Below are 22,063 nucleotides of genomic sequence, written 5' to 3' on the forward strand. Positions count from 1 at the left end.
CGGCTGCCGCTACTCCTGTCCCTGGGGATTCTCGCAAGGATCACATCGACCGGCAGCGATGTAAACCCTCTCTGCCGGAAAATCTGCTGCACTGCACACTTGCTGCCATTTCCAATCCCCTGTAGAGCCGGTTAGAAATGAGAAAACGCAGGCAAAAACGCGCATGATCATGGGCAGAAACGGGCCTCGCCGCCTCAGCATCTTCGGTTCCACCGGCTCGATCGGCAAGAACACGCTCGATGTGGTGGAGCATCTCGGTGGTCTTGAAAACTTCGAAATTTCCGTGCTCACCGGCAACGAGAATGTCGGATTGCTGGCCGAGCAGGCCCGGGCTTGCGGTGCGAAGCTCGCGGTGACGGCGAGTGACGCGCACTACACGGCACTGAAAAGCGCGCTTTCCGGAAGCGGTATTGCCGTTGCGTCAGGCCAATCCGGGTTGATGGAAGCGGCCGATCTCGATGCGGAATGGGTGATGGCGGCAATCGTCGGCACGGCCGGGCTGGCGCCGACACTGGCCGCTGCGCGCAAGGGTGCCGATATCGCGCTCGCCAACAAGGAGTGCCTGGTTTCCGCCGGTGACCTGTTCGTCGAAGCCGTGCGCCGAGGCGGCGGCAAGCTTCTGCCCGTCGATAGCGAACACAATGCGATCTTCCAGGTGCTGGAGGAAAACCAGCGCCATGCCGTCGAGCGGATCATCCTGACCGCTTCTGGCGGGCCGTTCCGCAACGCTTCCATCGAGGAGATGGCGGGCGTGAACGCCGAGACGGCGCGGGCGCATCCGAACTGGTCGATGGGGCTGAAAATCTCGATCGACAGCGCCTCGATGTTCAACAAGGCGCTTGAGATGATCGAGGCCAAGCATCTGTTCGGGCTGACGCCGGAGCAGATCGAGGTGATCGTGCATCCGCAGTCGGTGATCCATTCGATGGTCGGCTATACCGATGGCTCGGTGCTGGCACAGCTCGGCGCACCGGATATGCGCACGGCGATCGGCTATGCTCTATCACATCCGCGCCGGCCGAACCTGCCGATCGAGCGGCTGGATTTCGCCAAGCTGGCGCGGCTCGATTTCGAAGCGCCGGATGAAGAGCGCTTCCCGGCGCTACGGCTCGCACGCGTGGCGATGACGCGTGGCGGGGTCCAGGGGGCCGTGTTGAATGCTGCCAAGGAAGTGGCGCTGGAGGCTTTCATCGCCGGCCGGCTGTCCTTCCTTGCGATGGCAGAGGTGACGGAAACCGTGATGGATCAACTGATCCATCTGCCGGATGCTACAACGATGGACGATGTCTACGCCGTAGACAGGGAAGCCCGGCAGCGGGCTGCCGGGCTTATCAACTAAGCAGATATGTTATGGCCGCCGATCAGGCGACGTCCGATCAGGCGACGTGCCGGGCCAGTGCGCAGCGCGCCCACAGCGAATGCAGGGCTTCTACCAGATGCTCGATATCGGCATCGGTGTGCAGCGGCGTCGGGGTGATGCGCAGGCGCTCGGTCTTGACGGGCACCGTCGGGTAGTTGATCGGCTGGACGTAGACACCACAATTGTCGAGCAACAGATCCGAGATCCATTTGCACTTGGCGGCATCGCCCACCATGACGGGCACGATATGGCTCGGGTTCGGCATGTGCGGAATGCCGGCCTTGTCGAGCAGCGCGCGCAGCAAGCGGACGCGATCCTGGTGGCGGGCGCGCTCGAAGGGGCTGGCCTTCAGATGCTGGATCGAGGCGACCGCACCGGCAGCAAGGGCCGGCGGAATTGCCGTGGTGAAGATGAAGCCGGAGGCAAACGAGCGGATGAAATCGCAGAGTGCAGTTGAGGCTGCGATATAGCCGCCCATGACACCGAAGGCCTTGCCGAGCGTGCCTTCGATGACAGTCAGACGATGCATCAGGCCTTCTCGCTCGGCAATGCCGCCGCCGCGGGGGCCGTACATGCCGACAGCATGGACTTCGTCGAGATAGGTCATGGCGCCGTACTTGTCGGCGAGATCACAGATTTCCTTGATCGGGGCGATATCGCCATCCATCGAATAGACGGATTCGAACGCGATCATCTTCGGTGCCTTCGGATCGGCCGCAGCCAGCTTGGCTTCCAGATCCTGCAGGTCGTTGTGCTTCCAGATGACGCGATCGCACTTGGCGTAGCGGATGCCCTCGATCATCGAGGCGTGGTTCAGCGCATCCGAGAAGATGATCATGCCGGGGATCTTGTTGCCGAGCGTGCCAAGGGCTGCCCAGTTGGAGACATAGCCCGAGGTGAAGACCAGCGACGATTCCTTGCCGTGCAGATCGGCAAGCTCGCGCTCCAGGAGAACGTGGTAGTGGGTGGTGCCAGAAATATTCCGGGTGCCTCCCGCACCCGCGCCACAGTGATCGATGGCGTCTTTCATCGCCTCGACCACCTTGGGGTTCTGGCCCATGCCGAGATAGTCGTTGGAACACCAGACGGTCACATCCTTCGGACCATCGGGGGTGTGGCGCGTGGCGCGCGGAAAGTTGCCGCGGTGGCGTTCAAGATCGGCAAACACCCGATAGCGGCCTTCTGTATGAAGGCCTTCCAGCTCGCCCTTGAAGAATGCTTCGAAATCCATCTCATGCTCCAGTATCGTGCAGGCGTTTTCCGCCCATGGACGACTGCACGTCAACCCTTTGTGCCTGATTTAGCATCATGTGCGTCAAAAGGCCCTTAGTTTCGAATTACTTTAATTCGAAATTGGCGCTTTTGGCCAGATCAAAGAGGCATTGAAGCGGGGCTGCCGACCGCAGCGGGCGACATTTCTGCCGGATGGCCTCTCAACCGTGTCCGAAGCTCCGATATCGATCAAAAAGCAATCGAGTGGGTGGTCTGCCCCTTTTTGCGCCATAGTTTGCAGGCTAGCCTAGCAAAAAAAGAATCAGGGACGGCCACCGCCCGCATGGGCGACCAACCTCAGGAGTTATTGATGAAAAAGATTATTGCGCTTGCCTTTATCGGTCTTTCGATTGCCAGCTGCACGCCCACCCAGCAGGGTGCGGGCACCGGGGCGGCGTCCGGCGCCATTATCGGCGGGGCCGTGACCGGCAATGTTCGCGGTGCTGCCGTCGGTGCCGCTGTCGGCGGTGTGTCCGGCGCGCTGATCGGCCGGGTCTCCGAGCAGCCCGGTCAGTGCTACTATCGTGACCGCTACGGTCGCCGCTACATCGACGATTGCCGCGGCTGATCATCCAGTCAGACGCTCTGGAATCCCGGGTTCATGGCCCGGGATTTTCAGTTTTTTCTGCTAAATCAGCATGGATGCGATTTAAAACGGTACAACAAAAGGATTTTTGCCGCTAAGGTCGGGTCCGGCCGGGGGGCGCAGAGCTTAATTCCAATGTAACCAAAAAGCGGCGGATGCAGATCAGACTGAAGGCACCGAAACCGAGTATTGCGTATCGGCGAGCAGGCATCGTGACAGCGGTCGCGGTGGCGACTGCATTTTCCCCTGTCGTGGTCGCGGATGCCTATGCTTTCAAGATTTTCGGGATCAACATCTTCGGCAAGGACGATGCGGACGCCAACCAGGTGCCCGATCCCATCCATTACGACGTGACGCTGACGACCGACGCCATCGACCCCGATCTCAAGGAGGCGCTGGAAAACAGCTCGCGTCTGGTGAGTGACAAGGAGCAGCCGGTGTCGGGCGATCTCGGCGTGGTCGTCAAGGCCCGCGATGATCGCGAGCGGTTGATCGCAGCGCTCTACGAGAAGGCCCGCTACGGCGGCGTGGTGACGATCACCATCGGTGGCAGGAACATCGACGATCTGCCGCCCAATCCGACTTTCGATCGGTCGCGTCCGGTTCCTGTCACCGTCAGTGTTGCGGCCGGGCCGGTATTTCATGTGCGCGAAGTACAGTTCGGCGGCGATGCCGCCAACCGCAATCCTGCCGACTACGATCTTCAATCCGGTGCTTCGGCAGGCTCACTGACGATCATCAAGGCCGGCGACAAGATCGTCGAGCAGTTGAAGAGCGACGGCCGGCCGCTGGCGAAGCTGACGACCCGCAAGGTGGTGGCCGATCACCGGACCGATAGTGTCGATGTCGTCCTGGCGGCCGATGGCGGCCCCGTTGCGCCGATCGGCTCCGTCGGGGTCACCGGCTCCAAGGCGGTGCGGGCCGATTTCATTGAGCGCTATTCCAGGATCAACAAGGGCGACCGCTATTCGCCCGAGGCCCTGCGCAAGGCCGGCGAACGGCTGCGCGCGCTCGGCGTGTTTTCCAGTGTCACCATCCACGAGGCGGAGGAACTGGCTGGCGACGGCAGCCTGCCGATGACGATCGAGGTGTCGGAAGGCAAGCAGCGCTATTTCGGCGTCGGCGCACAGTATTCGACGATCGACGGCCTCGGGGTCAACGGCTACTGGGGCCACCGCAACCTGTTCGGCGCGGCCGAGGGGCTGCGCGTCGAGGGTGCCGTCGGGCGTCTCGGCGATGCGACGGGTATCGGCGATCTCGACTTTTCAGCCGGCGTCACCTTCACCAAGCCGGGCGCCTTCGTGCCGTCGGCAACACTGATTGCCAGCGTTCTCGCCAAGACCGAAAATCCGGATGCTTATAATGCCACGCTGGTGACGGCGTCGCTCGGGCTTGCCTATGAGCTCAACGACCAGGATACGATTACCGGCGCCGGCGAGGTGAGCTGGGAAAAGGACGACGACGCCTTCGGCAACAACACTTATCTGACCTTCGCCGCCCCTTTCCGATTCGATCGCGATGCCCGCGACAACAAGCTCGACCCGACCAGCGGTTACCGGGCGATGGCGAAGATCACGCCGAGCTACGAAGCCTATAACGGCACCTTCTTCAGCGCTTTCGAAGGATCGGTCTCCGGTTATTACGGTCTTGGTGCGGAAGATCGCATCGTGCTGGCCGGCAAGGTATCGGCCGGTTTCCTGCTCGGGGCCGACAATCTCGAAAATATTCCGGCGACGCGCCGCTTCTTTGCCGGCGGCGGCGGATCGGTGCGCGGTTACGGCTATCAGGAAATCTCGCCCTACAACGCGGCAGGCGAGGCGACGGGCGGCGCGTCCTACATGACCGCATCGTTCGAGACCCGCTTGAAGATCACCGATACGATCGGCATCGTGCCGTTTCTCGATGTCGGGGTGGTCTCTGCCGATGTTGCGCCCGATTTCTCCGATATCAGGGCAGGGGCCGGCATCGGTCTTCGTTACGCGACGCCATTCGGCCCCATCAGGCTTGATTTCGCCGTGCCGCTCAACAAGTTCGAGGGCGGAACGAGTTACGGCATCTATGCTGGCATCGGTCAGTCGTTCTAACCAGGTTCAGGCTCGCAGCTTTTTGTTGCTGAGGGCCCTTGCAGAAAAACGGGATAGTATCCGGGTCCATGCTTATGCTGACGAACATCTCCAAGTGGATTGCACGACTGCTCGGTTACGGCGCCGGCATTGTGGTGATCCTGCTTGCCGTAGCGATCGGCATTTTCGGCTTCACCTCGTTCGGCGCCCGGGTGGTGGTCGACAAGGTCGCGTCGATCATCTCCAATCGGGACATGACCATCCGGGTGCTGGAGCCGCAGGGGCTGTTGACCGGCGGCCTCAGCGCGAGCCGCATCGTGCTCTCGGATACCCGCGGCACCTTTGCCGATATCGATGGCCTGTCGATCAACTGGAACCCTCTGGCGCTGCTGACGGGACGCTTTCATGCAACCAGCGTCGAGGCCACGGCCATCCGCGTGCTGCGCAGGCCGGTTCGCACATTGCCGTCGCGCCCTGAGGCGGAGACGGCTGACAGCGGTGGTTTCTCGCTGCCAGTCAAGATCGATGTCGATGCCATCTCGCTGCCGCAGATCAGCCTGTCGCAATCGCTGATCGGTCGTGCCTTCACGCTGTCGGCCGATGGCAGCGTGCGCGCCGATAATACCGGTGGCGATGCCAATCTGACGGTGCGCCGGCATGACGTTCCCGATGCCAGGCTGACCGCCGACGTTGCCTTCATGCCTGACAACAGCCAGTTGCGGGTCAAGGCGAAGCTCAACGAGCCGAAGGGCGGACTGCTGGCCGGGGTGCTGGCCCTGCCGAACAGCCCGGCGATGGAGATCAGCCTCGACGGCGACGGACCGATCTCGGACTGGAAGGCCAAGCTGCAGGCCTCGCTCGATGGCCAGCAGCGCGCTGCGATCGAAGCGCGCCATACGCTGACGCCGGATCGCCTTCTGCACCATGTCGATCTCAAGGGTGGCGGCGATCTGAGCTCGCTGATGCCGGCGGCATTCCGGCCGTTGTTTGCCGGGCAGACGAACATCGATCTTGCCGCCAATTTCGACAATGCCGGCAAGATCGATATCCAGACCGGCAATGTGGCGACCGGCGCGGTGGTGATCGCGGCCTCCGGCACGCTTGATCCGAAGGGCAAGAACAGCCTCAACGCCAATCTGCTCGGCACATCCGGCCCGGTGGATTTCCGCTGGCCGCTGGCGGATGGCGATGCGCGCTTCCTGATATCAGGCGTCAATCTTGCCTTGACGGGGGACGCCAAGGCGTCGCGACTGAACGCCAGCGCCTCGCTCGACACCGCGATCCTGCCACAGGCGACGATCGGCAATGTGAAGCTGACGGCCAAGAGCGACAATTTCAATCTCAGCGGCCGTGCCGGTGCGGTGCAGATCCGGCTTGTGGCCGGCGACATGACCTTTGCCAACCCTGATGTCAACAGGGCGATCCAGGGGCCGGTTACGATCGCGCTGCCGCTGCAGATCTCGCCTTCGGCCATCGGCTTCAACGGCACGACGATCGAGAGCGCGTCGGCCAATGCCAGCCTGAACGGCGCCTACCAGCTGACCGACAATTCGCTGACCGGCAATGCCAATCTGACCATCGAGCCTGCGGCGATGCCGCCGGCCGTGGCGGCGCGGTTCACGACGCCGGTGACGATCGAGACGCAGGTCGCAGGCACCATCCCTTCGAAGATCAACCTGTCGAACCTCAGCATCAAATCCGGCCTCACGGAAGCGACCGGCAATGTGGTGCTGGATGGCACGACGCTGAGTGCGACTGTGACGGGCCGTGTGCCTGACGTTCAAAAGCTGCTCGCTACGGCAAAGGGCGAATTGAACTACGTGCTGAAGGCAAACGGCGATCTCGCAGCGCTGGCGATCTCCGCAAACCTGAAGGCACCGGCGATCGATATGGCAGGGCGCAGTCTCAGCGATCTCGACGTCTCGCTGAGCGGAACGGCCGATCCGAAGGCGCCCAAGGCGCAGTTGGCGGCGACCGGCAAGATCGACGGCCAGTCAATCGATATCGCCAGCGACATCCTTCAGCAGGACGGCCGGACGCTGCTGCCGTCGATCAAGGCCAATGTCGGGAAAAACAACCTGGCGGGACATGTCGAGCTATCGCAGACCTTTGCGCCGACCGGAGCGCTGACATTCGACTTCCCGGATATCGGACTGCTCGCAGCACTCGGTGGCCAGAAGGCGGAGGGCGATCTCAAGGGATCGCTCGATATCTCCGACGATGCGGGCAAGATCGGCCTGAAGATCGCGGCGACCGGCAGCGGCCTAAAGCAGGGCAACTTCGCGATTGTCAGCCCCAATGTCGATGTCACGGTCACCGATCTGAAGGCGTTTGCGGCGAACGGTTCGATCAAGGCCGACGAGGTGGCATCGGGCAGCAACAAGGTGGATAGCCTGGCGGTGAATTTCACGCAGCTGCAGAACCGCACGAATTTCAATCTCGACGGCTACTATGACAACCACCCGCTCGTTGCGGCCGGTGGGGTCGAGGCCAATGCGGGAACGACCCGGGTTCTGCTCGAGCGCTTTTCGGCAAAGCCCTACGATATTCCTGTCGATCTTTCTGCGCCGTCCGAACTGTCGATCACCGGCGGTACCGTGACCCTGAACGGGCTGGAGCTGAAAACCGGCGAGGGGTCCGTCAGCGTCACCGGTTCGGCCGGCGAAACTCTGGATATCAATGCCATCATCAAGGAATTGCCGGCGAGCCTGGCAAACAGTTTCGTGGCCGATCTGGACGCCGCAGGTGCGATTTCCGGCAAGGCTGCGGTCACCGGCACGCCCGCTGCGCCAATCGCCGATTTCACGCTCGACTGGAAGAATGCTGCGACCAGCCAGACCAGGGCTGCCGGCCTCTCGGCGCTTTCGATCGGCGCCAACGGCAAGTTTGCCGACAACAAGCTCGATTTCCAGACGGATCTGAGCGGCAAGGGCGGCGTCTCGCTGAAAGCCGCCGGCAATTTCGTCACTGCTGGCCAGAACGCGCAGTCGCTGCAGGTCGATGCCGATATCGTCAACATTCCGGCGGGTCTGGCGAATGCGTTCGTTCCCGGGCTCGATGCCGAGGGAGCGATCACCGGCAGCGCCACAGCGTCGGGCAAGCTGCCGGCGCCGGCGCTCGATTTCAAGCTGAACTGGAAGAATGCCGCGACCGCCCAGACGAAGGCTGCGAAAATTTCGGGGCTCGGCGTAACCACGAGCGGCAAGCTCGAAAACAACGTGCTCAATTTCAACGCCAATGCCGGCGGCAGCGGTGGCCTCTCGATCAAGGCCGAGGGCAGCCTGGTGGTTGCGGGCGCCGATGCGCAGACGCTGAAGGTGGACGGTACGCTTGCCAACATTCCGGCGGCACTTGCCAACAGCTTTGTGCCTGACCTTGCAGCGCAGGGGATGATCTCGGGACGCTTCGGCGCCGCCGGCAAGCTGCCACGACCGGCAGCGCAATTCCAGCTCGACTGGAAGAATGCGGTCACCAGCCAGACGAAAGCGGCCGGGCTCGCAGGCGTCGCGGTCTCTGCGAGCGGGACGTTTGCCGATAACAGATTGACTTTCGACAGCAATGTCTCGGCCACCGGCGGCATGGCGGTCAAGGCTGCCGGCAATGTGACGCTTGAGGGCTCTGCCATCAGTGATCTCAAGGTCGATGCGACACTGGCCGAGCTTCCGGCCGGACTTGCCAACGGCTTCGTGGCCGGGCTCGGCGCCACTGGCACGATCTCCGGCACGGCGTCCGCCTCCGGAACGCTGCAGCAACCGAAGGCGAATTTCGATCTGGCCTGGAAGGATGTGGCGACCAGCCAGACGAAGGCGGCGAAGCTGCCCGCCATGGCGCTGGCCGTGAAGGGCACGCTTGCCGACAAGGCGCTCGATTTCACCACCAGGCTCGGCAGCGATGCCGGTGCAGCGCTCGATGCTGCGGGCAAGATCGGCATCGAGGGCACCAGGCCGACAACGATCGAGGCCAATGCGACGCTGAACAATCTGCCGGCGGCGCTGGTCAGCAGCTTCGTGCCCAATCTCGATGCCGGCGGGATGATCTCGGGAACGGCCAAGGTGTCCGGTGCGCTGCCGCTGCCGGCTGTCGATTTCAAGCTGAACTGGGCGAATGCGACGACGCGGCAGACGAAGAGCGCCAATCTCTCGGCACTCAGCCTCGATGCGACGGGCACGTTCGCCGACAACAAAATAGATTTCGATGCCAATCTTGCCAGCAACAGCAAGACGCTGCTGAAAGCCAAGGGAACGGCGTCGCTTGAGGGCGCCAATGTCCGTGGCCTGTTCGTCAATGCCGACATTACCGATCTGCCGGCGAACCTGGCGAACGGCTTTGTGCCGGGTCTCGGTGCCGAGGGCACGATTTCCGGCACGGCCAAGACGACAGGCACGCCTGCCAACCCGATCATCGACTTCAATCTCGACTGGAAGAATGCGGCGACGACGCAGACGCGGGCGTCGGGTGTCGGCGCGTTGACGGCCAATGCCAGCGGCAAGCTTGCCGACAACAAGCTCGATTTCACCGCCAGCCTCGGTGGCGGCGCGGCCTTGAAGGCGACCGGCAATTTCGTGATCGCCGGTGCCAATGCGCAAACGCTTGCGGTGAAGGCCGACATATCGAACCTGCCGGCCGGCCTTGCCAATGCCTTCGTTCCGGGCCTTGCTGCGGAAGGCAATATCACCGGCACGGTATCGGCCTCCGGCAAGCTGCCGCTGCCCGATGTCGATTTCAGGCTCGACTGGCGCAATGCCGCGATCAGCCAGACCAGAGGTGCCGGTGTCTCGGGGCTTTCGATCGGCGCCAATGGCAGGCTGGCCGGTGGCAGGCTGACGGTCGATACGACTGTTGCCGGCGATGCCGGGTTGTCGTTGAGAGGTGGCGGCAATGTCACCATTACCGGCAACCGCGCCCTCGACATGCGCTTTACCGGCAACTTGCCATTTGCCGTTCTCGGTCCTCAGCTTGCCGCACAGGGGCTTGTTGCCACCGGCAATGCGACGTTCAATCTGCAGGTTTCGGGCACCGCGGCAGCACCTGTGATCAACGGCACGGTTGCGACCAACGGCGCCACGATCGTCGATGTCCGGCGCAACCTTGCGATCAACAACCTGACGGCGGATATCCGTTTCGACGGGCAGCGGGCAGTGATCTCGCGCCTGACCGGCCAGCTTGCCAGCGGCGGCAGCATCTCCGTCACCGGTGATGTCGGTATCCAGCCGGCGTCCAACTTCCCCGCCAATATCGACGTGAAACTCGACAGGGCCGTCTATGTCGATGGTACGCTCGTGGTTGCCACCGTCGACGGAGCGATCGGGTTGCGCGGGCCGCTGCTGGCCAATCCGACGCTGAACGGCAAGTTGCGGCTCGAAAAGGCCTCGATCACCGTGCCGGAAAAACTGCCGACGTCGCTGCGGGAGATCGACATCAGGCATGTGAATGCGCCGAAGGCAGTGCTGGCGCAGCTCCGCGACATGACGCCCGAGGGCGCACGTGGAAAGTCGAACACCATCAATCTCGATATCCAGCTCGACGCCCCCTCGCAGATTTTCGTGCGCGGCCGCGGCATCGATGCGGAGCTCGGCGGCAGCGTGACGATCCGCGGCACGGCCGCGGTGCCTTTGGTGTCGGGTGGCTTCACCATGCGGCGCGGGCGTCTCACCATTCTCAACCGGCGACTGGATTTCTCCGACAAGAGCCGCATCACCTTTGCCGGCGACCTGACACCGGCGCTGCAGATGGCGGCGACCTCGACCTCCGGCACGACGACACTGACCGTCGATGTGGCAGGGCTGGCCACCGATCCGGCGATCAGCTTCTCATCGTCGCCGGCGCTGCCGCAGGACGAAGTGCTGGCGCAGCTGATCTTCGGACAGTCGATGTCGAAGCTGTCTGCCATCCAGATCGCCCAGCTTGCCGATGCCGTCGGGCAGCTGGCCGGCGGGCGCTCGACCTCGCTGTTCCAGGGTTTGCGCAACCAGCTCGGCGTCGACGATTTCGACATCAGCACCGATGCCAACGGCCAGACCAATGTCGGCGTCGGCCGCTATCTCAACGAGCGCACCTATCTCGAACTGCAGCAGAACACCAAGGACGGCGCCAAGGCGATCATCAATCTCGATGTCGGCCGCGGCGTGAAGCTCAGGGGCGCTGCCGGTGCCAATGGCGCGGGCGAGGCCGGGGTGGTTTACGAACACGAGTATTGAGTTTCAGGGCAGGCGAAGCGTATTCGGCGCAGCGGGGATTTTTCCCGCGGTCGCTCGGGTGCCGCCGATCGGCCGGCCCTGGCAACTCCAAAGAAGTGCCAGCTCGCAGCTATTGCTTCCGCCCGCGGCCCGAAAAGGACCCTTGCCGTGATTCCTTCGCCGAGTCGGAGAAGCCGGGAGGCTTGCTTTTGATCCACGCGACGAATTTCTGCACGGCCTCGTCCTCAAGGATGGCCTCGATCGTGGAGAATTTTTTCGCGAGTTGGGCATCCGTGAAGATTGCATGTATCTGGTTGTGGCAGACACGGTGCAGGCAAACGGTTTTCTTTCCGCCCTTGCTCTTCGGGACGAGATGGTGGGCGTCCTGCTGATCATCGGGGATCACGCGCTCGCACATCGGGCAAATCGTCGGTTCCGGCTCGACATGCCATGACTCGATGTCGTCTCTGTTCTTGCGGGCCATCCGTCCTCGATCGATTTTCCAAGTGGTTCTCGCCTGCGTCCGCATCGCTCTGACTTTTGCGACTGATTTCTGCGACGCCGGATATTCCAGATTTAGGCTATTGGCTTTTCCATTAGCGGAGCTTGCCTTCTCCCGCAACTTGCGGACGGAAAGCGCTCCGCGCACGCTTCGCTGGTTTCGCCCTAGAAGCTGGCTTTTCTGGTCTTCAGAAGTATGTTGGTCTCGGTGGTGTTGATGCCGTTGATCAGTCGGATCCTTCGCAGCGTTTCGTCGAAGGAAACGAGGTCGCGGTCTTCGAGTTCGGCGATGAAGTCCCATTTTCCGTTGGTGCTGTGAAGTGCACGCACCTGCGGCAGGCCGCGCAACTGGTCGGCGACCTTGTCGGCCAGTTTGCCGAGGACCTCGATGAGCACGATGGCGCGAACGCCCGCCGCGCGGGTCTCGTGGCCGGTGCGAATGGTGAAGGCTGATATGGTGCCGTTGGCGACCAGCCGGTCGATGCGGGCGGCGACGGTGGCGCGCGAGGCGCCGGTCATCGCCGCCAGCGACGAGACCGGGATGCGGGCATTGTGGCGCAGCGCGCTCAGCAGTTCTTGATCGAGATCATCCATGGTTCTCACTTTGTAAAATCGGACTTGGCAAAGTGTCAAATCATCCTTCGAAACTGACACTTTTTCATCTTTTTGTCGCCAACGCGATGTTGGATATTCAATCTTAAGCAGCAGGAGAGAGAAATGCAGGCACAGACGCGAGCGGTCACCCTTATCGGTGCGCCTTTGGAAGAGGGCTCCGGCCGCAGGGGGGCTGCGATGGGTCCGGCAGCGCTTCGGATTGCCGGCGTTGACAGGACGCTGATCGATCTCGGCTATGATGTGGCTGATGCCGGCGACGTGCAGGTGGTGCCGGCGCGCGACCTGCCGAACCATCCGAACGCGCATCATCTGCGCACCGTCGGCGCCTTTACCCGGGCGCTGGAGGCGGGCGTCTACGAGATTGCCGCGGCCGGTCGTTTCCCGATCATTCTCGGCGGCGATCACAGCCTGTCGATGGGCACCGTTTCCGGCATGGCGCGGCATGCGGCAAGCCAAGGGCGGCCGCTATTCGTGCTGTGGCTCGATGCGCATTCCGATTTCAACACGCCGGAGACCTCGCCATCAGGCAATATCCACGGCATGCCGGTCGCCTATTATTGCGGCCAGGCGGACCTTGCCGACGTGCTGCCGCGCAACCGGCCGCTGGTCGATCCGCGCAATGTCTTCCAGGTCGGCATCCGTTCGGTCGATGCGCCGGAGCGCGAACTGATCCAGAAGCACGGCGTCAATGTCTTCGACATGCGCTCGATCGATGAGATGGGGGTTGCCGCGATCATGCGCGACATTCTAGGCAAGGTCGAAGCGGCCAACGGGTTGCTGCATGTCAGCCTCGATGTCGATTTTCTCGATCCTGACATTGCGCCGGGTGTCGGCACCACGGTTCCGGGAGGTGCGACATTCCGCGAGGCGCATCTGATCATGGAGATGCTCTGCGACAGCGGTCTGGTCTCGGCGCTCGATCTGGTCGAGCTCAATCCGTTTCTCGACGATCGCGGCAAGAGCGCCCGGGTGCTGGTGGAACTGACCGCGAGCCTGTTCGGCCGCCGGATCTTCGACCGCCCCACTCGTGCAGCATAAGAATCGCCCGCGCAGCGTAAAGCCGCCTCGCGCAGCACAGAAAAGAGCAGGATCATGAGCACCACAGCCAAACTGATCGATACCGAACAGCGCCTCGGCGCCCATAACTACAAGCCGCTCGACGTGGTGCTGACGCGCGGCGAGGGCGTGCATGTCTGGGATACCGATGGCAATCGCTATCTTGATTGCCTGTCGGCCTATTCGGCGGTCAATCAGGGGCATTGCCACCCGAAGATCCTGGCGGCGATGGTCGAACAGGCCGGCAAGCTGACGCTCACCTCGCGCGCCTTCCGCAACGACCAGCTGGCGCATCTCTACGAGGAGCTGGCAGCCTTGACCGGCTCGCACAAGATCCTGCCGATGAATTCCGGTGCCGAAGCGGTGGAGACGGCGATCAAGGCGGTGCGCAAATGGGGCTACGAGGTCAAGGGCGTGCCGGAAGGCAAGGCCGAGATCATCGTCTGCTCCGACAATTTCCACGGCCGGACGCTGAGCATCATCAGCTTCTCGACCGATCCGGATGCGCGTAGCGGCTTCGGGCCGTATACGCCGGGCTTCCGCACGGTGCCGTTTGGGGACGCGGATGCTTTTGCGGCTGCGATCAACGAGAATACCGTGGCCGCTCTGATCGAACCGATCCAGGGAGAAGCCGGCGTCATCATTCCGCAGCCGGGCTATTTCAAGCGGGTCCGCCAGCTCTGCACCGACCATAAGGTGACGCTCATTCTCGACGAGATCCAGACCGGGCTCGGGCGCACCGGCAAGCTGCTCGCCGAAGAGCATGAAGGCATCGAGGCCGATGTGACGCTGATCGGCAAGGCGCTGTCGGGTGGGTTCTATCCGGTGTCTGCGGTACTTTCGAATTCGGAAGTGCTGGGTGTCTTGAAGCCCGGCCAGCATGGCTCGACCTTCGGCGGCAATCCGCTGGCCTGCGCCGTGGCGCGTGCGGCGCTGAAGGTGCTGACCGAAGAGGACATGATCGGCAATGCAGAGCGGATGGGCGATTATTTCCTCGAAGGCCTGCGCTCGATCCGCTCCAACATCGTCAAGGACGTGCGCGGCCGCGGGCTGATGATGGCGGTCGAACTGGAGCCGGAGGCCGGCGGCGCGCGGCAATATTGCTATGCTCTGAAGGAGCGCGGGCTGCTCGCCAAGGACACCCACGAAAACACCATCCGCCTTGCCCCGCCGCTGGTGATCAACAAGGAGCAGGTGGAATGGGCGGTGGAGCAGATCGAAAAGACGATCGCCTGAGGCTTGCGGTTGCGTGATCGGGCGGGCAACGTGTTGGAACCCGCTCGCAAATCACGGACCTTAATCATGCTCGACCTGTGGACCGGCACACCCGGCCGAACGCTTGTCATCGCTCACCGTGGCGGTGCCGCACTTGCGCCGGAGAATACCGTGGCCGCACTGCAGGCGGCGGCTGTTGCCGGGGCCGATGCCATCGAAACCGACATCCGGCTGACCCGCGACGGTGCTGTTGTCTGCGTGCACGATGCTGACCTCATCCGGCTTTGCAACGATCCGCGGGCGGTATCCTATGTCGAACTGGCCAGCCTTCGACGCCTGTTGCCCGGGATGATGACGTTGTCCGAGGCGCTGGCTGCCTCCGCCTCGCTCGGCGTTCTCCTGGATTTCAAGCTCGGCGATGCGGCCGCTCTTTTGCGCGTTATCGATGAGATCGAGCGAGCTGACGCAGTCTCCCGCGCCATGCTCGGTCTGCGCAGCCTCGCGCTGATCCACGCTGCACGTGCGCGCAGTGCCGATATCGCCATTCTCGCCTTCCTTGATGACCGGGATTCGGCAGAGGCAGCGCAGGCCGTGGGTGCCGATTGGTTTCGACTTTGGCAGGGGGCTGCCTCGGCAGACAGGGCGGCGGCGGTTCGTCGTGCCGGCCTGCGTCTTGCGGTCATGGTCGGCCAGCCACGATCGGTGGCGTTGCCGGAATATCCGCCGTTTCCTGTCGGAGAAGTCGATGGTGGCGGGCTCGCGACGATCTCGAAAATCGGCCCCGACGCCATCCTGCTCGACGATCCGCGCTTGCTGACACGAACGGCTCTTTCTTCCGACCAGCAGCTTGCTTCCAACTAGCGGCTGGCCGCAATTATTCCGGCCCGAACTCCACGCCGGGCGAAAAATCTTCTGTGCCGGTTTAGATTTGGGAAACACTCTTTCATTAATGTCCGCAGTAACCGTAACGGTACTCTGCTTTTTCAGAGAACTGGCGGCTTGAAGGCAAAGTCCATCCGCGCCAATGGTGGTGTGGTTGCTTATGCCCTGGCTTTCGACAGTTGGGACAATTATGATGACGACGATCACTTCTCCGAGCTTCAGTGGCGATACGCTGGAAATCATTGCGTTCCGGCTGCACGATCAGGAATTCTGCGTGAAGACGACGACGATCCGCGAAATCCGCGGCTGGGCGCCTTCGACGCCAATCCCGCATTCGCCTGCAGACGTCATCGGTGTCATGAACCTGCGCGGTTCGGTCATTCCGATCATCGACCTGGCCTTCAAGCTCGGCATGAAGAGCACCGTTGCCAACGAGCGCAGCGCCATCGTCGTTGCCGAAGTGCACAACATGGTCATCGGCATGCTGGTCGATCGCGTTTCCGACATCCTGACGATCTCGTCCAGCCAGGTTCAGCCTGTGCCTGAGGTGACCGCATCGTTCGACCGCACCTATTGCGAAGGCATCATCGCTTCCGAAAACGGCATGATCTGCTTCCTGAACCTTGCCAAGATGTTCAAGGAAAACGAGACCGACGAACTGATTGCTGCTGCTTAAGACGCTTGCCGCATCCCGTTTCACATCGCCCCGCCGGAGCAAGCGTCCCGGCGGGGCGATGCGTTTGTGGCCTGTCGCGAACGGCTGATGATCCGTTGCCGCCGATCCGCCGATTTGCCGCATCCGGGGCATGCTTTTTCGCGTCGTCGCCTCTTTAAACCTCTCCGGCTTCCCACCATATCCTGAGCAGGTTCTTCGCCGCCGGTCCTGTCAGTGGCGAGGAGACATGGCTTGCCTATTCAGGGAGCTCAATCTCAGTCATCGGTCTGTGCCTATGAGGGCAGGGCGATTTATGGAGGTACATTATGAATATCGAAAAATACTCCGAGCGGGTGCGCGGTTTCGTCCAGTCGGCGCAGACCTATGCGCTGGCGCAGGGACACCAGCAGTTTACGCCTGAGCACGTTTTGAAAGTCCTGCTCGACGACGATCAGGGCATGGCGGCATCGCTGATCGAGCGTGCCGGCGGCGACGCCAAGGCTGCCCGGCTTGCCAATGATGCAGCGCTTGCCAAACTGCCGAAAATCTCCGGCGGCAACGGCCAGATCTATCTTGCCGCACCGCTTGCCAAGGTTCTGTCGACCGCCGAAGAAGCATCGAAGAAGGCCGGCGACAGCTTTGTCACGGTCGAGCGCCTGCTGCAGGCGCTGGCGATGGAATCATCGACCTCGACGACGCTGAAGAATGCCGGCGTCACGGCGCTTGGCCTCAACCAGGTGATCAACGAGATTCGCAAGGGCCGCACGGCCGATAGCGCCAATGCCGAACAGGGCTTTGACGCGCTGAAGAAATTTGCCCGCGACCTGACGGCGGAAGCCCGCGATGGCCGGCTCGATCCTGTGATCGGCCGCGACGACGAAATCCGTCGCACCATCCAGGTCCTGTCGCGCCGCACCAAGAACAACCCCGTGCTGATCGGCGAACCCGGCGTCGGCAAGACGGCGATCGCCGAAGGCCTGGCGCTGCGCATCGTCAATGGCGACGTGCCGGAATCGCTGAAAGACAAGAAGCTGATGGCGCTCGACATGGGCTCCTTGATCGCAGGCGCGAAATATCGCGGCGAATTCGAAGAGCGCCTGAAGAGCGTGCTCAACGAGGTGCAGGCCGAAAACGGCGACATCATCCTGTTCATCGACGAGATGCACACGCTTGTCGGTGCCGGCAAGGGCGATGGGGCGATGGACGCCTCCAATCTGCTGAAGCCGGCATTGGCCCGCGGCGAGCTGCATTGCGTCGGCGCCACCACGCTCGACGAATATCGCAAGCATGTCGAGAAGGACCCGGCGCTGGCCCGTCGTTTCCAGCCGATCGTCGTCGAAGAGCCGACGGTCGAGGACACGATCTCGATCCTGCGCGGGTTGAAGGAAAAATACGAGCAGCATCACAAGGTCCGGATCTCGGATTCGGCCCTGGTTGCGGCGGCGACCCTGTCGAACCGCTACATCACCGACCGCTTTCTCCCGGACAAGGCCATCGACCTGATGGACGAGGCGGCGGCGCGCCTGCGCATGCAGGTGGATTCGAAGCCCGAAGAGCTCGACGAACTCGATCGCCGCATCATGCAGCTGAAGATCGAGCGCGAGGCGCTGAAGAAGGAAACCGATGTCGCCTCGGCCGACCGGCTGCTGCGGCTTGAGACCGAACTCACCGATCTCGAAGAGAGTGCCGATGCGCTGACCGCCCGCTGGCAGTCGGAAAAGCAGAAGCTCGGCCTTGCCGCCGATCTGAAGAAGCAGCTCGACGATGCCCGCAACGATCTGGCGATTGCCCAGCGCAAGGGAGAATTCCAGCGCGCCGGCGAATTGACCTATGGCGTCATTCCGGAGCTCGAAAAGCAGCTGGCGGAATCCGAACAGCAGGACAATGACCGCAGCGCCATGGTGCAGGAGGTGGTGACACCTGACAATATCGCCCATATCGTCTCCCGCTGGACCGGCATTCCGGTCGAGAAGATGCTGGAAGGCGACCGCGAAAAGCTGCTGCGGATGGAAGACGAGCTGGCGAAATCGGTGATCGGCCAGGGTGATGCGGTGCAGGCCGTGTCACGGGCGGTGCGCCGCGCGCGCGCCGGCCTGCAGGATCCGAACCGGCCGCTTGGCTCGTTCATCTTCCTCGGCCCGACAGGGGTGGGCAAGACGGAACTGACCAAGGCGCTCGCCCGCTTCCTGTTCGACGACGACACGGCGATGGTGCGGATGGATATGTCCGAATACATGGAGAAGCACTCCGTGGCCCGGCTGATCGGTGCCCCTCCCGGCTATGTCGGCTACGAGGAAGGTGGTTCGCTGACCGAAGCCGTCCGCCGCCGGCCCTATCAGGTCGTGCTGTTCGACGAAATCGAGAAGGCGCATCCCGATGTCTTCAACGTGCTGCTGCAGGTGCTCGATGACGGACGCCTGACCGATGGCCAGGGCCGCACCGTCGATTTCCGCAACACGATGATCATCATGACGTCGAACCTCGGTGCCGAGTATCTGACGCAGTTGAAGGACGGCGACGACAGCGATCTGGTGCGCGAGCAGGTGATGGAGATGGTCCGCGGTCACTTCCGGCCGGAGTTCCTCAACCGGATCGACGAGATCATCCTGTTCCACCGCCTGAAGCGGGACGAAATGGGTGCGATCGTCGAGATCCAGCTGAAACGCCTGGTCAAGCTACTCGCCGAGCGGAAGATCACCATCGAGCTCGACGACGAGGCCACCCATTGGCTGGCCAACAAGGGCTACGATCCGGTGTATGGCGCACGGCCGCTGAAGCGGGTGATCCAGAAATACGTGCAGGATCCGCTGGCCGAGCAGATCCTGGGTGGACAGGTGCCGGATGGATCGACGGTGAAGATCACCGGCGGCACCGACCGGCTGCTGTTCCGCACGCGGAATGCGGTGAGCGAGGCGGCGTAAGCGTTCTGTTATGAGTTGAGAGAATGGCGGCTTCGGCCGCCATTTTTGTTGTATGCGTCGGATTGGCGGGAACTGGAGGCGGGCCATCCGCTCTCACCGTCGGCGCTTGGTGACTTAAGGGTCTCCCTCAAGCTTTGCGCCTGTGACACCCCCCTCTGTCTTGCCGGACATCTCCCCCACAAGGAGGAAGATCGGCAAGTGGATGGAGCTTCGCCAAACAATGACGGTTGAAACGAAACGAGCGGCCCCGCCCAGCCGATCTCCCCACCTGTGGGGGAGATGTCCGGCAGGACAGAGGGGGCTGGCCTGGCAAAAGCCGAGAAATTGCCTGCTGCGCAAAAGGAGCCCGCCGAAACCAGCTTTACTTGCTCGCCACCTGCGGTGGCGGCTGGTTGCCGAGCAGCGTATCGATGCGCTTGCGCTCATCCTCGAACTTGGCCAGCGCTGGTCCGCCCAGCGACTTGCCGCCCGGCAGACGAACCCGCAGCGGATCGACCTTGGTGCCGTTGACGATCATCTCGTAATGCAGATGCGGACCTGTCGATTCACCCGTGGTGCCCACCCAGCCGATCACCTGTCCCTGGCGCACCTTAGAGCCGGCGACGACGCCCTTGGCGATGGCGCTCTGGTGATTGTAGGAGGATTCGTAGCCATTGGCATGACGCACGATCGTCTGGTTGCCGTAACCGCCGGAATCCCAGCCGGCCTTCTCGACGGTGCCGTTGCCGACGGCAATGATCGCCGTGCCGCGCGGGGCGGCCCAGTCGACGCCGGTGTGCATGCGGGCAAAGCCCAGGATCGGGTGGCGGCGCATGCCGAAGCCGGAGCGGAAGATGCCGTTCGGAACGGGGTTGCGCAGCAGGAACTGGCGGATGCTCTTGCCGTCCTGGTCGAAATAGTCGATCGAGCCGTCTTCCGGGTCCTGGAAGCGATAGAATCGGGTCTGGCTGTCGCCGAAGCGGGCGTTGACATAGAGCAGTTCGGACTGGTCGGTTGCCTGTCCGCTGGCATCGGCCACCGAGAAGAAGGCTTCCAGCGTATCGGTCGGGCGCAGCTCGGCCTGGAAATCGACGCTGCTGGCCAAAAGCTTGATGATCAGCGCCGTCATGTCCTTGGTCATGCCGTAGGACAGAGCGGCGCGGTAGATACCGTCATAGACGCGTGGCAGATTCTGGTTCGACGGTGCGGTCATCGAGCTGTCGTCGAAGGCGGTGGTGACCGCATCGAGTTTCGGCGGCTCGCTGCCGGCGACGTAGCGATCCTGGTCGTCGAGCGCGACGGTGACGACGTGCCTGGTGCCGCGATAGACGCTGGCGCGGATGATCTTTGCCTGTTCGCCCTTCTGCAGGATGCCGATGCGCAGGACATCGCCCTTCGACAAATTCTCGGAGCCGAGCATCGGCGCGAGATAGCCCGATAGCCCCTTGGCCTGCGGCTCGGGATAACCGGAATCCATCATCGCCTTGACGATCGGCGTGTCCTGGCGAACCGGTACGATGTCGTCGGCAAATTCTTCCGTCTGCGGGGTGATCGTCTCGGGCGCCGACACGGTCATGTTCTGCTCGAGCACGCGGGCGGTCAGGCCGGCGGTCAGGTCGACGTCGTTGTCATCGTTGGAGAAGCGGCGGGGATCGACATAATAGAGTGCCGCGACCTGTGAAGTCCCATCGGTCAGGACAGAGCCGTTGGAGCGGACGTTCTCCTCGATCTCGTCGAGCGACATGCCGGCGGCGATTTTCAGGTCGGATTTGGCGGCCGGATACGGCAGGGTCTTCAGGCTGACTTCGGATTCGACATCCGATCCGTAGATCTGGCCGGTGCGAACACCCGGCTGTGGCTCCGGCTCATCGGCGGAGAAGATCGAAAGCGGGTTGAAGGCCGGGTAATCCTCGGTGGCGACATGGTTAGCGGCCAGCGTCATCTTCACGCGCGCAAAAGGCTGGCGGCGCACGACTTCCTTGTCGCCTTCATGAACAACGGTCGAGACTTCCATGATCTTGCGGTCGGAAGGCTTGGCAGCGATCGCAGGGGCGATCAGCCGGCCGCCGCGCGTCACATCGGCGTCGGCATCGATCGCACTGCTGGTGCTGGCATAGGCTTCGGCGGGGATTGCCAGCTGCTGGCGGCCGTCAAGCGCCGCAAAGAGCGCAACGCCCATCAGCACGCTTGAGGTAATGCCGGTCAGGAAGGTGCCGGAGAGCCAGCGCAGCGAGACTTCGCGGCGGTCGGGCGCACGCCTGCCATCAGCGAGAAGCGGCGGCTCGTTGCCGAACGAGCGGATCATCATCTTCTCTGTCAGCATGGCAGGGGGGTCCGCATCCTTTCAACTGATCGGGTCAACCGGCCCTTGGGGGCGCTTGGGTGGCCGGAAAAGTGCATAGTTTACATATAGAAGTCAAATATGCGGCCTGGATGTGTCTGATCATGCCCGTCCGCGCTGCCTTGAGACCACCGGATTGTGAAGATGTGAGGGCGCGGGGGCTCGTCTTCTGCATTTCCTGCTCTATTTATAGAGATATGCTTGCGGGAGGCGTGTGTGGAACAGGACGGCTTTCGCGCCGGCGATTTTCCCCTCTGGAAATTCGCGAAGCAAATCAGATGGATACCAGAAAGCTGATTTTTCTGGAATTGGGCTGTTGACTTAGAAAGGTTGGTAGCCGTATAAGCGCCTCACTGAACGAGGGCGGCGGCGCTGCTGGCGACGACGACTTTCGCTCATGTGTTTCCGAATTGGCTGCGATGCTGATTGAGGTTTGGGGCT

General features: G+C 62.4%; 13 protein-coding genes. 9 read left to right on the forward strand and 4 right to left on the reverse strand.

Annotated features, from left to right (window positions below):
* The first annotated feature begins 163 nt into the window (after positions 1-163).
* Positions 164-1,339 carry a 1-deoxy-D-xylulose-5-phosphate reductoisomerase gene (gene dxr, locus GVL52_RS24285; protein ID WP_160011839.1) on the forward strand — a complete coding sequence of 392 codons (1,176 nt, stop codon included), beginning with the start codon at positions 164-166 and terminating at the stop codon, positions 1,337-1,339.
* A gap of 37 nt (positions 1,340-1,376) precedes the next feature.
* Here the strand turns inward: dxr and hemA are convergent, their stop codons facing one another.
* On the reverse strand, positions 1,377-2,591 hold the full coding sequence (hemA, locus tag GVL52_RS24290) for a 5-aminolevulinate synthase (protein WP_160011841.1): 1,215 nt from the start codon (positions 2,589-2,591) through the stop codon (positions 1,377-1,379).
* 351 nt (positions 2,592-2,942) lie between these two features.
* Between hemA and GVL52_RS24295 the strand changes: the two genes are divergently transcribed.
* From GVL52_RS24295 to GVL52_RS24305, 3 genes are all read left to right on the forward strand, one after another.
* The gene (locus GVL52_RS24295) at positions 2,943-3,200 is read left to right on the forward strand and encodes a glycine zipper domain-containing protein (protein ID WP_160011843.1); all 258 of its coding nucleotides are present in this window, start codon (positions 2,943-2,945) and stop codon (positions 3,198-3,200) included.
* Positions 3,201-3,373: 173 nt separating this feature from the next.
* Positions 3,374-5,302: an autotransporter assembly complex family protein gene (locus GVL52_RS24300; protein ID WP_200847889.1), complete on the forward strand. Its 1,929-nt coding sequence runs from the start codon at positions 3,374-3,376 to the stop codon at positions 5,300-5,302.
* Positions 5,303-5,370: 68 nt separating this feature from the next.
* Entirely contained in the window at positions 5,371-11,478 is a 6,108-nt protein-coding gene (locus GVL52_RS24305) for a translocation/assembly module TamB domain-containing protein (protein ID WP_160011847.1), read from the forward strand.
* 109 nt (positions 11,479-11,587) lie between these two features.
* On the opposite strand, the gene GVL52_RS24310 is transcribed toward GVL52_RS24305, so the two are convergent.
* Both GVL52_RS24310 and GVL52_RS24315 read right to left on the reverse strand, forming a co-directional pair.
* On the reverse strand, positions 11,588-11,941 hold the full coding sequence (locus GVL52_RS24310; RefSeq protein ID WP_160011849.1) for an HNH endonuclease: 354 nt from the start codon (positions 11,939-11,941) through the stop codon (positions 11,588-11,590).
* Positions 11,942-12,123: 182 nt separating this feature from the next.
* A complete protein-coding gene (locus GVL52_RS24315) occupies positions 12,124-12,552 on the reverse strand; it encodes an Lrp/AsnC family transcriptional regulator (RefSeq protein WP_160011851.1) in 429 nt (142 codons plus the stop codon).
* 123 nt (positions 12,553-12,675) lie between these two features.
* On the opposite strand from GVL52_RS24315, the gene rocF reads away from it, so the two are divergent.
* The 5 genes from rocF (at position 12,676) to clpB (ending at position 19,302) form a co-directional block, all read left to right on the forward strand.
* Positions 12,676-13,611: an arginase gene (rocF, locus tag GVL52_RS24320; protein ID WP_160011853.1), complete on the forward strand. Its 936-nt coding sequence runs from the start codon at positions 12,676-12,678 to the stop codon at positions 13,609-13,611.
* Positions 13,612-13,665: 54 nt separating this feature from the next.
* The gene (gene rocD / locus GVL52_RS24325; protein WP_160011855.1) at positions 13,666-14,865 is read left to right on the forward strand and encodes an ornithine--oxo-acid transaminase; all 1,200 of its coding nucleotides are present in this window, start codon (positions 13,666-13,668) and stop codon (positions 14,863-14,865) included.
* A gap of 66 nt (positions 14,866-14,931) precedes the next feature.
* On the forward strand, positions 14,932-15,705 hold the full coding sequence (locus GVL52_RS24330) for a glycerophosphodiester phosphodiesterase family protein (protein WP_160011857.1): 774 nt from the start codon (positions 14,932-14,934) through the stop codon (positions 15,703-15,705).
* A 214-nt stretch (positions 15,706-15,919) separates the two neighbouring features.
* Positions 15,920-16,402, forward strand: coding sequence for a chemotaxis protein CheW (locus GVL52_RS24335; RefSeq protein ID WP_160011859.1), 483 nt, complete (start codon positions 15,920-15,922; stop codon positions 16,400-16,402).
* Between the two features lie 305 nt (positions 16,403-16,707).
* Positions 16,708-19,302 carry an ATP-dependent chaperone ClpB gene (gene clpB, locus GVL52_RS24340; RefSeq protein WP_160011861.1) on the forward strand — a complete coding sequence of 865 codons (2,595 nt, stop codon included), beginning with the start codon at positions 16,708-16,710 and terminating at the stop codon, positions 19,300-19,302.
* Between the two features lie 361 nt (positions 19,303-19,663).
* On the opposite strand, the gene GVL52_RS24345 is transcribed toward clpB, so the two are convergent.
* Positions 19,664-21,604, reverse strand: a complete 1,941-nt coding sequence (locus GVL52_RS24345) for a M23 family metallopeptidase (RefSeq protein ID WP_160011863.1) — start codon at positions 21,602-21,604, stop codon at positions 19,664-19,666.
* Between the last annotated feature and the right edge of the window lie 459 nt (positions 21,605-22,063).

The organism is Rhizobium sp. 18055, assembly GCF_902706285.1.
In the GTDB taxonomy this organism is placed as follows: domain Bacteria; phylum Pseudomonadota; class Alphaproteobacteria; order Rhizobiales; family Rhizobiaceae; genus Rhizobium.

Bases quoted from the DNA above. Each gene is read 5' to 3' on its own strand.
- clpB (WP_160011861.1), top strand. From the start codon at position 16,708: ATGAATATCGAAAAATACTCCGAGCGGGTGCGCGGTTTCGTCCAGTCG.
- GVL52_RS24305 (WP_160011847.1), top strand. From the start codon at position 5,371: ATGCTTATGCTGACGAACATCTCCAAGTGGATTGCACGACTGCTCGGT.
- GVL52_RS24345 (WP_160011863.1), bottom strand. From the start codon at position 21,604: ATGCTGACAGAGAAGATGATGATCCGCTCGTTCGGCAACGAGCCGCCG.
- GVL52_RS24310 (WP_160011849.1), bottom strand. From the start codon at position 11,941: ATGGCCCGCAAGAACAGAGACGACATCGAGTCATGGCATGTCGAGCCG.
- hemA (WP_160011841.1), bottom strand. From the start codon at position 2,591: ATGGATTTCGAAGCATTCTTCAAGGGCGAGCTGGAAGGCCTTCATACA.
- GVL52_RS24295 (WP_160011843.1), top strand. From the start codon at position 2,943: ATGAAAAAGATTATTGCGCTTGCCTTTATCGGTCTTTCGATTGCCAGC.
- GVL52_RS24315 (WP_160011851.1), bottom strand. From the start codon at position 12,552: ATGGATGATCTCGATCAAGAACTGCTGAGCGCGCTGCGCCACAATGCC.
- rocD (WP_160011855.1), top strand. From the start codon at position 13,666: ATGAGCACCACAGCCAAACTGATCGATACCGAACAGCGCCTCGGCGCC.
- GVL52_RS24335 (WP_160011859.1), top strand. From the start codon at position 15,920: ATGACGACGATCACTTCTCCGAGCTTCAGTGGCGATACGCTGGAAATC.
- GVL52_RS24300 (WP_200847889.1), top strand. From the start codon at position 3,374: ATGCAGATCAGACTGAAGGCACCGAAACCGAGTATTGCGTATCGGCGA.
- GVL52_RS24330 (WP_160011857.1), top strand. From the start codon at position 14,932: ATGCTCGACCTGTGGACCGGCACACCCGGCCGAACGCTTGTCATCGCT.
- rocF (WP_160011853.1), top strand. From the start codon at position 12,676: ATGCAGGCACAGACGCGAGCGGTCACCCTTATCGGTGCGCCTTTGGAA.
- dxr (WP_160011839.1), top strand. From the start codon at position 164: ATGATCATGGGCAGAAACGGGCCTCGCCGCCTCAGCATCTTCGGTTCC.